The organism is Thermaerobacillus caldiproteolyticus, assembly GCF_013761245.1.
In the GTDB taxonomy this organism is placed as follows: domain Bacteria; phylum Bacillota; class Bacilli; order Bacillales; family Anoxybacillaceae; genus Thermaerobacillus; species Thermaerobacillus caldiproteolyticus.
Map to the genome: position 1 here is coordinate 258,975 of NZ_JACDUT010000001.1, position 14,574 is coordinate 273,548.

Sequence of the window (14,574 nt, forward strand, 5' to 3'; positions counted from 1 at the left end):
CTAGTTTAGTTTATCCGGAAAATTGCATGTAAACAAAAACCCAGCCTTCCTAGCTGGGTTACGAGCTTAACTTTATTTGTTGAGGCACATCATCAGCAACAACGCGAACAAATTCACCTTCGTTATACGGGTATCCCGCTTTTGTAATTTTTACTTTCACAAGTTGACCGACCATGTCTTCTGTCGCTGGGAATTTCACTTTCAAGTAGTTGTCTGTATAACCGACATATAAACCGCTCTCCGGCTCTTCTTTATATCGCTCTTCCGGAATCACCTCGAGCACTTGTCCTTCAAATTGTGACGCGTATTCTTTCGCAAGCTGGTCAGAAAGGGCAATTAAGCGATGAACGCGTTCATTTTTAACTTCTTCATCAACTTGATTTGGCATTCGCGCTGCCGGCGTGCCTGTCCGCTTCGAATACGGAAAGACGTGAAGCTCAGAAAAGCGTTGTTCACGAATAAAGTTGTACGTCTCCATAAATTCCTCTTCTGTCTCTCCCGGGAAACCGACAATGACATCAGACGTAACGGCTAACTCTGGGAATACTTCACGCAACCGCTTTAAGCGTTCGGCAAAAAATTCTGTTGTATATTTGCGGCGCATCCGCTTTAATACTTCGTTAGAGCCAGATTGAAGCGGGATGTGCAAATGACGAACAATTTTATCGGAACGTTTTAATACGTCAATCACTTCGTCCGTAATTTGACTTGCTTCAATCGATGAGATGCGAAGCCGTTTTAAGCCGACAACTTGCTCGTCAATATCGCGAAGCAAGGCGGCAAAATTATAGTCTTTCATATCTGTGCCGTAACCGCCCGTATGAATGCCGGTTAACACAATTTCTTTATACCCTGCATCAACAAGCTGTTGTGCTTGACGAATGACTTCCTTCGGATCGCGTGAACGCATTAATCCGCGCGCCCATGGAATAATACAAAACGTGCAAAAATTGTTGCAGCCTTCTTGAATTTTTAAAGAAGCGCGTGTTCTGTCCGTGAACGCCGGAACATCCAATTCTTCGTATACGCGCGCTTTCATAATATTGCTGACTCCGTTAATCGGCTGACGTTCCCTCTTAAATTGTTCAATGTAGTCAAGAATTTTCGCGCGATCTTGCGTACCGATCACAATATCGACACCAGGAATCGCCATCACTTCAGCTGGAGATGTTTGTGCATAACATCCGGTGACGCAAATGACGGCATCCGGGTTTTTTCGAATCGCACGGCGAATAACTTGACGGCTCTTTTTATCACCTGTATTCGTGACTGTACATGTGTTAATGACATAAACGTCTGCTCGGCTTTCGAACTCTTTTCGTTCGTAGCCGGCTTGTTTAAATAATTGCCAAATTGCTTCTGTTTCGTAATGGTTGACTTTACAACCTAACGTATGAAACGCTACTGTCGGCATGATTGCTTCACCTCACATGAGTTCAAATTCATAGGAAGCCGCTGCAAGTAAATAGAGCGGGGCTGTTTCCGTTCGTAAAATTCTCGGTCCAAGACTGCAAGGAAGAAAACCATTTTCCTTTAATAACACCATTTCTTGTTCAGAAACTCCTCCTTCGGGACCAAAAAGAGCAAGCAGCGACTGTCCCTGTTTCATTTGACGCAGGATGTTTGCTAAAGCCGCATGCTCCCCTTTTTTCGCTTCTTCTTCGTAAGCAACGAGCTTATAATCGACCGTCGCAGCAAATTGGATTAATTCATGTATCGACATCGGCGCATAAATATCGGGAATTCTTGCACGGTGCGATTGTTCTGCCGCTTCTTTGGCGATTTTTCTCCATCGTTCCAGCTTTTTATCCGCCTTTTTCGCATCCCATTTTACAACAGAGCGAGCCGCCGTAAAAGGGATAAACGAGAAAGCGCCAAGCTCTGTTCCTTTTTGAATGACAAGCTCTAGTTTATCCCCTTTCGGCAGCCCTTGAGCAATATAAATTTGAATCGGTAGTTCGGTTTGTTCTTCTATCCATTGTATAATACGGACGATGACGTTCTCATTGGTAATTTGTTCAATTTGACATAGCGCTACTTCGCTATGTTCACTACAGCAAATGAGTCCGTCCCCTTCGTTCATGCGCATGACGCGCACGATATGATGATAATCATCTCCGTCAATGACGATGTGCTCCCTGTTGACAATCTGTTCGTCCGAAACAAAATACCGTTGCAAAGCGACACCTTCTTTTCACACTTTTCTCGCGATAAACGCGACCCAGTCTTCCATCACTAACGTTTCTTCAATGACAAATCCCGCTTTGACAAGACCATCTTTAACCTCCTGTTTCTTCGCTTGGATGATTCCTGACGTAATAAAACATCCGCCTTGTTCCAGGAGGCGATACGCATCGTCAACAAAACGTAAAATAATCTCGGCTAAAATGTTCGCTACAATGACGTTGGCTCTAGTTTCCACGCGATCCAATAAATTATTTTGCGAAACTGTCACGATGTGTTGAACTTTGTTTAACTTGACATTGAGTCTCGCGCTATCGACAGCGATCGGATCTAAGTCGAGCGCTTGAACAGATTTGGCGCCCAGCATCGCAGCAGCAATGCTTAAAATGCCAGAGCCTGTGCCGACATCAATGACATTATCTCCCGGCTTCACACATTTTTCTAACGCTTGAATACACATAACCGTTGTCGGATGTGTTCCGGTGCCAAATGCCATGCCCGGGTCTAATTCGATAATAAGCTCGTCACTCGAGACAGGCTCATACGTCTCCCATGTCGGTACGATCGTAAACTTTTCAGAAATTTTTACCGGGTTGTAGTATTTTTTCCATGCGGTTGCCCATTCTTCTTCGTTTACTTCACTAATTGTAATTTTATTTTTTCCAATATCAATATCATATAGCATTAAATTATTGATCGCTTGTTTAATCTCTTCCACTGTTTCGCCTAAAAAGCTGTTGACAGGCAAGTAGGCTTTAATGATGACTCCTTCCTCCGGGTAGTCGTCAGGATTGAGTTGGTAGATTTCCCCGAAGGAAGTGTCCCGCTCTTTTAGTAAATCAAACGGATCTTCAATGACGACTCCGCCAGCTCCTGCCTCATGCAAAATATTCGAAATCGCTTCTACCGCTTCATGTGTCGTATGGATACTAATTTCTGACCATTTCATAAAATCTACCAACTCGCTCCTTTCTGATTATTCCCCTTTAAACGCTTTTTTGACCTTTTTAAAAAAACTATCTTGCTCTCCATGATGCATGCTTTGACCACCTAATTCGTCAAATTCACGCAATAATTGCTTTTGTTTTTCCGTTAATCTTGTCGGCGTCACTACGCGAACGATAATATGTTGATCTCCATGGCCATACCCGCGTACGTTTGGCACACCTTTTCCCTTTAGACGGAATTTTGTTCCTGTCTGCGTACCAGCAGGAATTTTCAGCTTCACTTTTCCATGAAGGGTCGGCACTTCAATTTCATCCCCAAGTGCAGCTTGTGCAAACGTAAGTGGGATTTCACAATAAATATCATCTCCATCACGTTCGAAAAATTCATGAGGTTCTACGCGGAATACAATGTATAAATCGCCTGGAGGACCGCCGTTGATCCCTGGCTCCCCTTGACCGGCCACTCGCAGCTGTTGACCATCATCGATTCCAGCCGGGATTTTGACATGGATTTTTTTGCGCTTTTTGACGCGACCGCTTCCACCGCATGTCGTACACTTTTCTTTAATGAATTGTCCCGTTCCACCGCAGTAATGACACGTTCTTCGATTGACGATGCGTCCAAACGGCGTTGTTTGTTCAATGCTGATTTGACCTGTGCCGTGGCAGTGTGAGCACGTTTCTTTTTTCGTCCCCGGTTTCGCCCCAGACCCGTGGCACGTGTCGCACGTTTCTTCTCGCGGAATTTCAATGTCAGTTTCTTTTCCGAATGCCGCTTCTTCAAACGTCAATGTCATCGTATATTGTAAATCGGCTCCAGCACGCGGTGCATTCGGATCACGACGCCGTCCGCCACCGAAAAATGAGCTGAAGATATCTTCAAAACCGCCGAACCCACTAAAGCCGCCAAAGTCAAAATCATCGCTACTAAAGCCGCCGAACCCTTGATTTGGTTCTGCATGGCCAAACTGATCGTAATGCGCCCGTTTTTGATCATCGCTTAGTACTTCATATGCTTCCTTAATTTCTTTAAATTTTTCCGCTGCATCAGGCGCCTTATTAATATCTGGATGATATTGTTTGGAAAGTTTCCGGTATGCTTTTTTAATTTCCTCTTTGGTTGCGTTCTTGCTAACTCCGAGAACTTCATAATAATCTCGTTTCGCCATCAGCATCCACTCCCGATTCGCTCACATGAAGCTAATTGTACCATTCGTTTCTTTTAACATGCAATATTTTTATACTAAGAAAAGCGTAAGCGCCCTGCTTAGCCGCGATGAGCGAATGTTCTTCACCCCATGGAGAGGTGGCTGTCACCTCACCGGGATTCACGTGCTCCCGAGCGGCTGGGCGCTGAAGTTAAACCATTTTCTCTTTAAATTGTTTATCTTTCAAAAAAGTCAAAGCCAAGACAGGCCTGACTTTGACTTTTTTAAATAAGAAGCCATTATTTGTCGTCTTTTACTTCTTCAAATTCTGCATCAACGACATTGTCATCCTTTTTGTTCGCGCCATCTGCTCCGTTATTTTGTTGAGCTTGCGCTTGTTTTGCCGCTTGTTCATATAATTTGATAGATAATTGTTGCACGATTTCTTGGAGAGCATTTTTCTTTGTGCGAATGTCTTCAATATCGTTTTTCTCGAGTGCGGCTTTTAGTGCATCTTTTGCTTCCTGAGCTTTTTTCACTTCGGCCTCATCGACTTTTCCTTCAAGCTCTTTTAATGTTTTTTCCGTTGTGAACACTAACTGATCAGCTTCATTACGAAGCTCTGCCTCTTCTTTCCGCTTTCTGTCCGCTTCAGCGTTTTCCTCTGCTTCTTTAATCATGCGCTGAATTTCTTCTTCAGAAAGACCAGACGAAGATTTGATCGTAATAGATTGCTCTTTATTTGTACCTAAATCTTTTGCACGAACGTGAACGATTCCGTTTGCGTCAATGTCAAATGTTACTTCAATTTGCGGCACACCGCGCGGAGCAGGTGGGATATCCGTTAGTTGGAAGCGACCGAGCGTTTTGTTGTCAGCTGCCATTGGACGTTCCCCTTGTAAGACGTGAATGTCCACTGCTGTTTGGTTATCGGTTGCCGTTGAGAAAATTTGCGATTTACTTGTTGGGATAGTTGTGTTGCGTTCAATTAATTTCGTGAAGACGCCACCCATTGTTTCAATACCTAATGAAAGCGGCGTAACGTCAAGAAGAACGACATCTTTTACGTCGCCGGCAATGACACCGCCTTGAATCGCTGCACCGATGGCAACAACTTCGTCAGGATTAACGCCTTTATGCGGCTCTTTTCCGATTTCTCTCTTAATCGCTTCTTGTACAGCTGGAATGCGCGTTGAACCACCGACAAGAATAACTTTATCGATATCAGCTGGAGTTAATCCCGCATCTTGCAACGCTTGGCGAACAGGACCCATCGTGCGCTCGACAAGATGAGCGGACAACTCTTCGAATTTAGCGCGCGTTAATGTCATTTCTAAGTGTAACGGACCAGTTTCATTAGCGCTGATAAACGGCAAGGAAATTTGCGTTTGTGTGACGCCAGAAAGGTCTTTTTTCGCTTTTTCTGCCGCATCTTTTAGACGTTGCAATGCCATTTTGTCTTTGGATAAGTCAATGCCATGCTCTTTTTTAAATTCTTCGACTAAGTAGTCGATAATGACTTGGTCGAAATCATCGCCGCCAAGATGGTTATCACCGGCAGTCGCTTTTACTTCGAATACACCGTCTCCTAATTCAAGAATCGATACGTCGAATGTACCGCCACCTAAGTCGTAGACAAGAATCGTCTGATCCTCTTCCATTTTATCTAGACCGTAAGCAAGCGCTGCGGCTGTTGGCTCGTTAATAATACGCTCTACCTGTAATCCGGCGATACGTCCTGCGTCTTTTGTTGCTTGACGTTGCGCATCGTTAAAGTAAGCCGGAACGGTAATGACCGCTCTTGTCACTGGCTCGCCTAAATAATCTTCTGCATAAGATTTTAGGTATTGTAAAATGATGGCAGAAATTTCTTGCGGTGTGTATTGTTTCCCTTCGATTTCGACTTTGTAGTCAGTCCCCATATGACGTTTAATAGAAATGATGGTATTTGGGTTTGTGATTGCTTGGCGCTTCGCTACTTCTCCCACTTGGCGCTCACCGTTTTTAAACGCCACGACAGACGGAGTCGTACGGTTACCTTCTGGGTTTGGAATAACTTTCGGCTCGCCGCCTTCTAATACGGCAACGCAAGAGTTTGTCGTACCTAAGTCAATCCCAATAATTTTGCTCATTGACATCACCCTCCTGTACTTATTGACTAACTTTTACCATTGCCGGACGAATCACACGATCTTTTAATTTGTATCCTTTTTGTAACTCTTCGACAACGGTATTCGGTTCGTAGTTGTTATCTTCCACTTGCATCACCGCTTGATGCAAATGTGGATCGAACGGTTTTCCGACCGCCTCGATCGCTTCAACTCCTTCTTTTTTTAGCGCCTCAACTAGCGAGCGATATACCATTTCCATTCCTTGAAGAATAGATTTCGATTTTTCATCCTCCGCTTCGATCTTTAAGGCGCGCTCAAAATTATCTAAAGTGGGTAAAAGATCGGTGATTAAACTTTGAGCACGATATTTTTCCGCCGCTTCAAACTCAAGCCTTGTACGGCGTCGGAAGTTATCAAAATCCGCGTGCAAACGAAGATAACGGTTCTCCATATCTTGAAGTTTTCCTTCAAGCTCGGCAATTTTTTTGTTTGCTTCCGCTAATTCATCTTTTGCTTTTAATTGGTCTTGTTCTTGTTGTTCTTCCGTTTGCCCGTGTTCTTTTTCTTCCTCACTCACTGTTGGATGTTGTTCTTGTTCATATGTAGCCTGTTCTTGTTCTTGCACCATTTCTTGTTGTTCTTTTTCCATCGGTTTCACCTCCCTTAAATAAGTAGGGCTGTATGTATGTAATCGTCACAAGGAAAGGATGGATAGGACAACACCATCCATCCATTATCCAATATGACCAATGCTAATTGTTTTGATACCAATCCGTTAACACGGTGGATAAGTCGGAAGCAACTCGATTTAAAATCGTAATGACTCGCGAGTATTCCATGCGTGTTGGACCAAGAATCGCAATCGTTCCTAGCTGCTCTTCGCCAACTGAGTACGTCGCAGTAATCAGGCTGCAGTTCTCCATGCCACTTAACTGATTTTCGCGTCCAATCGTCACTTGAATGCCTTTTTTGCTATGTTTGCGCAACAAACGGTAAAAATCTTTTTCTTGTTCGATCATCATCATCAGTGAACGAACCTTTTGAATATCGCTAAATTCCGGCTGGATCAACATGTTCGTTTTTCCAGCAAAGAACATTTTCTCTTCTTGAGGCACGTCAAGCGTGTCAGCAATCGTTTTTAGCATGCTATCATAGTTGCGAATATGAGTGCGCAATACGTTGGCCACTTCTTTATAAATTTTATCTTTTAGCTCAATAAGCGGAACCCCTAATAAACGCTCGTTTAAGATGTTCACCATTTTTTCTAAATCGGAAGCGTTCACCGAAGCCGGAACCGTAATAACGCGATTTTCGACATGTCCGGTATCTGTCACAATAATCGCAACAGCTGTTTCCTTATTGAGCGGAATGATTTGGATTCGTTTTAGCTTATTGTCCTTTACTGCTGGTCCAAGGACGATTGACGTATAATTTGTCAAATCAGATAAAATTCGAGCTGATTTTTGGACAATTTTTTCCAATTCATAAATTCGTTCAGCGAAAATAGATTTGATTTTTTTTATGTCTTCTTGTGTCAATCGTTGCGGTGACAATAGGTGATCGACATAATAGCGATAACCTTTTTCCGATGGTACCCGCCCGGATGAAATATGCGTTTTTTCAATATATCCCAACTCTTCTAAATCTGCCATTTCATTCCGAATTGTTGCTGAGCTGAACGAAATCTCTTCTTTTTTTGATAGCGTCCGAGAACCAACAGGCTGCCCAGAACGAATAAAATCATCGATAATTACTTGTAAAATAAGCAATTGGCGATCAGTTAACAACTACCATCACCTCTGTTAGCACTCGGACAAATTGAGTGCTAAATCTATTATTAAAGTATCAAATCTACAGGAGAATGTCAACGTTTAGATTATGCCGATAAACGCTTGAAATACCTCGTTCCCGAGCAATTTGCCGCGATGAGTAAGACGAACGTGAGTTTCCGTTTCTTCTAATAATCCTTTTTGTGTTTCCGTTGCAACCGGTTCAGCAAATACATCATGAAGGGAACGATGAAATTTCTGCGCAAACTGTTGTTTGGACACCCCTTCCGTTTTTCGCAGCCCTAAAAACATTTCCTCTTCCATTTTTTCCTCCAATGTCAACGTATGACTTTCGATATACGGGAAATGGGTTTGTTCAATCAACTGAATATATTTCTTTAACGGCCCGGCGTTGACATTGCGTGTTCCGTTCACATAACTGTGGGCACCGGCACCAATTCCGTAATATTCTTCATTATTCCAATACGTAAGATTATGGCGACTTTCAAAACCAGGACACGCATAATTGCTAATTTCGTATTGCTGATAGCCGTGCATTTCCATCTGTTTCATCGCTTCTTCGTACATTTCTGCTTCCTCTTCTTGACTTGGTAGCAGAAGCTTACCCTTTTTCATTAAATTATAAAATACCGTTTTTGGTTCAACGATCAGTGAATAGGCGGAAATATGTTGAATATCAAGAGAAAATGCCTTTTCCAGCGTATCACGAAACTGCTCCAACGTTTGCCCCGGAAGGCCGTACATCAAATCAATACTAATATTTGTAAAACCGACTTCCTTTGCCATTTCAATGGTTCGGATCACATCATGCTCACAATGAGTGCGTCCGATGGTTTGTAATAGTTCATCATTAAATGTTTGCACACCGAAGCTGAGACGGTTGACCCCTGCTTCTTTTAGCATCCGCAGTTTTTCTTTCGAAAGTTCATTTGGATTAGCTTCAAACGTGAACTCGACTTCTCCGACAGTAAATGGAAAATACTTATGGATACTGTTGAGAAAAAAATCAAGCTGCTTCATCTCTAATACCGTTGGCGTCCCCCCACCGACAAACAGCGTGTCTAGCTGATCCGTCGGGAAGGCTTCCATCGTATGTTTCATTTCTTTTTCCATCGCCTGCAAATATTCGTCAACGGGTTGTCCTTTGAAAAACACTTTATTAAAATCGCAATAATGACAAATATGTGAGCAGAAAGGGATATGAAAATAGACTGCTTTTATCAACGTATATCGCTCCTTTTGTATCATAAAAACAAGGCTATCTCATCGAACGAGGAGACAGCCTTGTTACTTTCTTATTTTTTATCATCCATTTTTAGTACGGCCATAAACGCTTCTTGTGGGACTTCGACAGAACCAACTTGTTTCATGCGCTTTTTCCCTTCTTTTTGCTTTTCAAGAAGCTTACGTTTACGAGAAACGTCACCGCCGTAACATTTCGCTAATACGTTTTTGCGTAACGCTTTAATAGTCGAGCGTGCAATAATTTTATTTCCAATCGCTGCCTGAACAGGCACTTCAAATTGTTGACGCGGAATTAAATCTTTTAACTTTTCCACGATTACCTTGCCGCGTTCGTACGCAGAGTCACGGTGAACAATAAAGGAGAGCGCATCGACCTTTTCACCGTTTAGAAGAATGTCCATTTTCACCAGCTTCGAAGGTTTGTAGCCGATTAATTCATAATCAAATGACGCATAGCCTTTTGTGCTTGATTTTAAAATGTCAAAGAAATCGTACACGATCTCAGATAGAGGGATATCGTAAATTAAGCTGACCCGCTTTTCATCTAAATATTGCATGTCAACAAAATTGCCGCGCTTGCTTTGACATAATTCCATGACCGCCCCAACGTAATCGTTCGGCACCATAATTGTTGCTTTGACATATGGTTCTTCGACGCGATCAATTTTTTGCGGGTCTGGCATGTTGGATGGATTGTCGACTTGGACTTCAGTCCCATCGGTTAAATATACTTTATACACAACGCTTGGCGCTGTTGTAATTAAGTCGATGTTAAATTCACGTTCAATGCGCTCTTGAATAATTTCCATGTGCAATAGACCTAAAAAGCCGCATCGGAATCCAAAACCGAGCGCTTGTGACGTTTCTGGTTCAAATTGCAACGCCGCATCGTTGAGCTGCAATTTTTCAAGCGCCTCGCGCAAATCGTTATACCGGGCTGTATCAATTGGGTACATACCACAGAATACCATTGGATTTAACCGTCGGTATCCTGGCAACGGCTCCGTTGCCGGATTTTTCGCATCGGTAATCGTATCCCCGACGCGCGTGTCGCTCACATTTTTAATCGAAGCCGTTAAAAAGCCAACATCCCCAACCGTTAACTCATCGACTAATTTCGGCTTTGGCGTAAATACGCCAACTTCAATGACTTCAAATTCTTTTCCCGTCGCCATCATTTTAATCTTTTGCCCCGGCTTTACCGTTCCTTCGACAACGCGAATGTACGCAACGACACCGCGATACGAATCGTAATATGAGTCAAAAATGAGCGCTTTTAGTGGCGCATCTGGGTCGCCGGTTGGCGCCGGAATTTTTTCGACGATTTGCTCTAAAATTTCGTCAATGCCGATTCCTGCCTTTGCCGAAGCTAGCACCGCTTCCGACGCATCTAAACCGATGACGTCTTCAATTTCTTGACGAACACGCTCCGGCTCCGCGCTCGGTAAATCGATTTTATTAATAACAGGTAAAATTTCTAAGTTATTATCTAACGCTAAATAGACGTTCGCTAACGTTTGCGCCTCGATTCCCTGAGCGGCGTCGACAACGAGAATCGCTCCTTCACAAGCCGCTAGGCTGCGCGATACCTCGTACGTAAAATCGACATGGCCAGGCGTATCAATTAAATGAAAAATGTACTCTTCCCCATTTTTCGCTTTATATTTCAATTGAACAGCATTTAATTTAATCGTAATGCCGCGCTCTCGTTCGAGTTCCATCGAATCTAGCATTTGCTCTTTCATTTCTCGCTGAGAAAGCGCACCTGTTTTTTCTAGGATGCGGTCAGCTAGTGTCGATTTCCCATGGTCGATATGAGCGATAATAGAAAAGTTTCGAATTTTTTCTCGTCTTTTTAATCTTTCTTCACGGTTCATTTTTTTCACTCCTACTGTCATGCCGAGACTACACTAGCTTCGATTATAGCAACACAATCGATAAGATTCAATCATCGAATGAAGAAAAGCGAAGGCGATCGCTTAACAGCGAAGGAAAATGTTCTTCCGACGAGAAATGTTTGGCGGCCCAATTTCGTCTAAAAGCTGCCCGCGTCCTGTGGGCAGCGGCGAAATGTCGCATCCTAGCTCCCTCAAAGCTAAATGTTCTTCGCCTGAAGGAAGTGCTTGAGAAGATTATTTGGCACAAGAGAACTAGACAAAACAACGGAAAAAGGTTATTTTTCAGACACTGTTCCTGCGATGACTCGTCGCATGTCAGCGAAGAAGTTGATTCAAGCAGCAGATACGTTACGAGCTGAGCTGAACCATTCTCCTCCAAAAGGAAGCAAGATATGAATTCTTATATCACAAAAAAAGTCGGGACTTGCCCGACCTTATTTTCCAAGCAGCTGATTTACCAAAGAAAGAAACTGTTCAATAGAGGAGTGGACAGCGTCTGCTAATCGTTTGCCAAGCTCGGAAAATACATTTAATGTCTTTATATGGTTGAGTTTTTCTTTTTTTTCATCAAACGTTTCTACTTTGACTTTATTCCCCATAATCGAGGCTTCTAATTCTCCTTGTCCACCTTCAGAAAAGTGAAACACCGTCGGCAACGACGGATCGTTGTATCCTTTCATTTTTTGTAATCCTTCACTCGCTTGCTGCATTCCCAGTAAAACACCAAAAAACAGAAGAGCAACAGCAGCGAAAAACTGAATTGTAAATTTCACCATGACAATTCCGCTCCTTACTGTTTTTGAGACGGTGCAGGTGCTTGAACTTTTTCTGCTTGCCAATAATATTCGCTGAATACATCTGCTAAAGCGGTGGCGGTACGGAATAATTCCTGAAATGTGTTGTCGACACCGCCAATCTCAACAAGAATCGCATTTTCTGATAAATCTTGATTAAATTTCCCGTTCGTTCCTGCTCCTTTTTTCTCAATAACTCCCCGGCTAAGACCAGGATACTTTTTCTGTAATAAACGATGGAGTTCCGTTGCTAACTGCAAGTTTTTCTCGTATTTCGCATTTTCCCCACCAATAATAAAAGCAATGCGGGCATAATCGACTCCGTTAATCGTTACGGTCGTGTATTTTCGTCTTCGTGAGTCACGATGAATATCGATGAAATATTGTAAATCGCGGTTATGTGCCATTGCTTCGACTACCGTTTCTCTCGACATATCATAGGATTGATAATATTTCATTCCTTTTTCCGCTAATTTTTTCTGAATATCGACATTGCTCTCTTCCGCCCCGATACCGCGCTTTTCCATTTCTTCCGCTAGCTTTTGTCCTACTTTTGTGACGTTAACGGTACGGTGGAATGCTAAATCGGGATCGGTTACTCCCTTCAAAGCAGGCAAATAGGATTCATATGTATGTGTCTGATAAATGTACACTACCTTTTTTCCGCCGGTTGTCATTTTTGGTGGCGGCACTGGTTTTTCCTCATTGTCTTTATCTGCCTGATGTAAGCTTTCAAGTGAAGCTTCCCGTTCCGCAAGCATTACTTCAAGCGGCGGTGCCGATTCGTACGGCATGTTCGTATAATCCGTTCCCTCCCCAGCGACAATAATTTTGCTATCATAGAGCGCAAATCCCGGCAATTCCCCTCCGAGTAAACTGCGAGGGTCGTCTGGATTAATACTTGTTGCCATGCGAAACAATACAGATGAATAATTTGTTTTTTGCTGTTCTTTTGGTAACCCTTGTGAAAAATAATGATTTTCAAAACTAAGTACATGAACGAACATTTCTTCTGGAAAATGGTTCGTTACATTGTTGACGGAAGAAGAAGAAATTCGGTATTCCGGCTTTAACGAAGTCATTAATCCGATCAAAATAAACATCATCATACATCCTAAAACCGCTAATACCATCATTTTTTTTAAGCTCGTCCCATGAACAGTTACAATCATTTGCTGAGAACGAAATCTTTTCATGTTCTCACCCTTTCCAAGCTTGTCTACTAATTTAACGTATGGCCAAGCCGGAAAAGATAGAACAACTTTTTTCTAATGTGTATAAGCGCCGGTATTACCTTGGTCAATTTGCTCATGCAGCGCAGCATTGAGACCGCTTGCTAGCAAATTAGCCATATCTTCAATAAACATATCGACTTCTTTTGGAGTAACCATTAAATTATGGCCAAGCGGCGCGAGCACTTCGTGAATCAGCTTCCGCTTTTCTTCATCGCTTAGCGTCCCAATCATTCCTAAGAACGTAGAGCGCTGCGCTTCTGATGGCATATCCTCCTCAGTCAACGTTTTTCTCTTTCCAAACGTCCATCCCGCCGGCGCAAGGGCACTAGATGGACGATGACCTTCGCGCATTTCCCTCCCGAAGTGCTTTAAGATAAAATCAATCGTATCACTGGTAATAGAGACGGCATCTACCACGGTCGGTATGCCAATAGAAATGACCGGGATTCCTAATGTTTCTTGGCTCAATTCTTTTCGTTTATTTCCCACTCCGGATCCCGGATGAATGCCCGTATCAGAAATTTGAATGGTGGCGTTGACACGCTCAATAGAACGCGCCGCTAATGCATCTATGACAATGACAAAATCCGGCTTTGTTTTTTCTACAACGCCTCGAATAATGTCGCTTGTCTCAATCCCCGTCGTTCCCATGACACCGGGAGCTATCGCGCTGACAGGACGAAATCCCTCTTCGACGCTCTCTGGTTGAAGATGAAATAAATGTCTTGTAATGAGTAAATTTTCAACGGCAAGCGGACCAAGCGCATCCGGGGTAACGTTGTCATTGCCAAGGCCGACAACAAGACAGCTTGCATCTTTATTAATGTTCAATTTTTGTAAAAAAGCATGAAATTCTTTTGCAAACACATCTTGTACCTTTTTTTGCAACTCCGTATCATGTTCGCGAATCCCTTGTGCTTCAATCGTTAAATATTTTCCTGCTTTTTTGCCGATGGATTTCGAACCTTCGTCTGTGACTTCAACATAGGATAACTTAATGCCATCCAGCTCACGATCCTGAATTCTCACCCCTTCAATATGGGATGATGCTTCTCTTTTTTGTTGCAATCGTTCCTCAATGGCTATTTCGTGCGCTTCAATTGCCAAATCGGTTCGTACTGAATACATGCTTAAGTCGACTGAACGATCCATATACTCCTTCCTTTCACACCAAATCATTTATCATCTATTGTCACCGTTTTTTTACCATTTCATTCCTCAC

The 14,574-nt window shown here is 42.9% G+C and carries 13 protein-coding genes; 1 reads left to right on the forward strand and 12 read right to left on the reverse strand.

From position 1 onward, the window contains the following. Positions 1 to 58: 58 nt before the first annotated feature. From mtaB to lepA, 9 genes are all read right to left on the reverse strand, one after another. A complete protein-coding gene (gene mtaB, locus HNR31_RS01390) occupies positions 59 to 1,414 on the reverse strand; it encodes a tRNA (N(6)-L-threonylcarbamoyladenosine(37)-C(2))-methylthiotransferase MtaB (RefSeq protein WP_181554455.1) in 1,356 nt (451 codons plus the stop codon). A 12-nt stretch (positions 1,415 to 1,426) separates the two neighbouring features. After that, entirely contained in the window at positions 1,427 to 2,179 is a 753-nt protein-coding gene (locus HNR31_RS01395) for a 16S rRNA (uracil(1498)-N(3))-methyltransferase (RefSeq protein ID WP_181554456.1), read from the reverse strand. Positions 2,180 to 2,194: 15 nt separating this feature from the next. After that, a complete protein-coding gene (prmA, locus tag HNR31_RS01400; protein WP_181554457.1) occupies positions 2,195 to 3,133 on the reverse strand; it encodes a 50S ribosomal protein L11 methyltransferase in 939 nt (312 codons plus the stop codon). A gap of 27 nt (positions 3,134 to 3,160) precedes the next feature. After that, positions 3,161 to 4,300 carry a molecular chaperone DnaJ gene (dnaJ, locus tag HNR31_RS01405; RefSeq protein WP_181554458.1) on the reverse strand — a complete coding sequence of 380 codons (1,140 nt, stop codon included), beginning with the start codon at positions 4,298 to 4,300 and terminating at the stop codon, positions 3,161 to 3,163. Between the two features lie 278 nt (positions 4,301 to 4,578). Then, entirely contained in the window at positions 4,579 to 6,411 is a 1,833-nt protein-coding gene (gene dnaK, locus HNR31_RS01410) for a molecular chaperone DnaK (RefSeq protein ID WP_181554459.1), read from the reverse strand. A 19-nt stretch (positions 6,412 to 6,430) separates the two neighbouring features. Continuing rightward, positions 6,431 to 7,039: a nucleotide exchange factor GrpE gene (gene grpE, locus HNR31_RS01415; protein WP_181554460.1), complete on the reverse strand. Its 609-nt coding sequence runs from the start codon at positions 7,037 to 7,039 to the stop codon at positions 6,431 to 6,433. A 103-nt stretch (positions 7,040 to 7,142) separates the two neighbouring features. After that, entirely contained in the window at positions 7,143 to 8,177 is a 1,035-nt protein-coding gene (gene hrcA / locus HNR31_RS01420; RefSeq protein ID WP_181554461.1) for a heat-inducible transcriptional repressor HrcA, read from the reverse strand. Positions 8,178 to 8,261: 84 nt separating this feature from the next. Then, a complete protein-coding gene (hemW, locus tag HNR31_RS01425; RefSeq protein WP_181554462.1) occupies positions 8,262 to 9,404 on the reverse strand; it encodes a radical SAM family heme chaperone HemW in 1,143 nt (380 codons plus the stop codon). Between the two features lie 71 nt (positions 9,405 to 9,475). Then, on the reverse strand, positions 9,476 to 11,302 hold the full coding sequence (gene lepA, locus HNR31_RS01430) for a translation elongation factor 4 (RefSeq protein WP_181554463.1): 1,827 nt from the start codon (positions 11,300 to 11,302) through the stop codon (positions 9,476 to 9,478). 246 nt (positions 11,303 to 11,548) lie between these two features. Between lepA and HNR31_RS01435 the strand changes: the two genes are divergently transcribed. After that, complete coding sequence (locus tag HNR31_RS01435) at positions 11,549 to 11,719, forward strand: hypothetical protein (RefSeq protein ID WP_181554464.1); 171 nt, start codon at positions 11,549 to 11,551, stop codon at positions 11,717 to 11,719. Between the two features lie 38 nt (positions 11,720 to 11,757). On the opposite strand, the gene HNR31_RS01440 is transcribed toward HNR31_RS01435, so the two are convergent. The 3 genes from HNR31_RS01440 to gpr all read right to left on the reverse strand — a co-directional run bounded on the left by HNR31_RS01440 (position 11,758) and on the right by gpr (position 14,504). Beyond that, entirely contained in the window at positions 11,758 to 12,099 is a 342-nt protein-coding gene (locus tag HNR31_RS01440; protein WP_181554465.1) for a YqxA family protein, read from the reverse strand. Between the two features lie 14 nt (positions 12,100 to 12,113). After that, entirely contained in the window at positions 12,114 to 13,313 is a 1,200-nt protein-coding gene (gene spoIIP, locus HNR31_RS01445) for a stage II sporulation protein P (RefSeq protein ID WP_181554466.1), read from the reverse strand. A 72-nt stretch (positions 13,314 to 13,385) separates the two neighbouring features. Beyond that, a complete protein-coding gene (gene gpr / locus HNR31_RS01450) occupies positions 13,386 to 14,504 on the reverse strand; it encodes a GPR endopeptidase (RefSeq protein WP_181554467.1) in 1,119 nt (372 codons plus the stop codon). Between the last annotated feature and the right edge of the window lie 70 nt (positions 14,505 to 14,574).

Excerpts from the sequence above, each read along its gene's own strand:
- mtaB (WP_181554455.1), bottom strand. The coding sequence starts at position 1,414 with ATGCCGACAGTAGCGTTTCATACGTTAGGTTGTAAAGTCAACCATTAC.
- prmA (WP_181554457.1), bottom strand. The coding sequence starts at position 3,133 with ATGAAATGGTCAGAAATTAGTATCCATACGACACATGAAGCGGTAGAA.
- dnaJ (WP_181554458.1), bottom strand. The coding sequence starts at position 4,300 with ATGGCGAAACGAGATTATTATGAAGTTCTCGGAGTTAGCAAGAACGCA.
- dnaK (WP_181554459.1), bottom strand. The coding sequence starts at position 6,411 with ATGAGCAAAATTATTGGGATTGACTTAGGTACGACAAACTCTTGCGTT.
- grpE (WP_181554460.1), bottom strand. The coding sequence starts at position 7,039 with ATGGAAAAAGAACAACAAGAAATGGTGCAAGAACAAGAACAGGCTACA.
- lepA (WP_181554463.1), bottom strand. The coding sequence starts at position 11,302 with ATGAACCGTGAAGAAAGATTAAAAAGACGAGAAAAAATTCGAAACTTT.
- HNR31_RS01440 (WP_181554465.1), bottom strand. The coding sequence starts at position 12,099 with ATGGTGAAATTTACAATTCAGTTTTTCGCTGCTGTTGCTCTTCTGTTT.
- spoIIP (WP_181554466.1), bottom strand. The coding sequence starts at position 13,313 with ATGAAAAGATTTCGTTCTCAGCAAATGATTGTAACTGTTCATGGGACG.
- gpr (WP_181554467.1), bottom strand. The coding sequence starts at position 14,504 with ATGGATCGTTCAGTCGACTTAAGCATGTATTCAGTACGAACCGATTTG.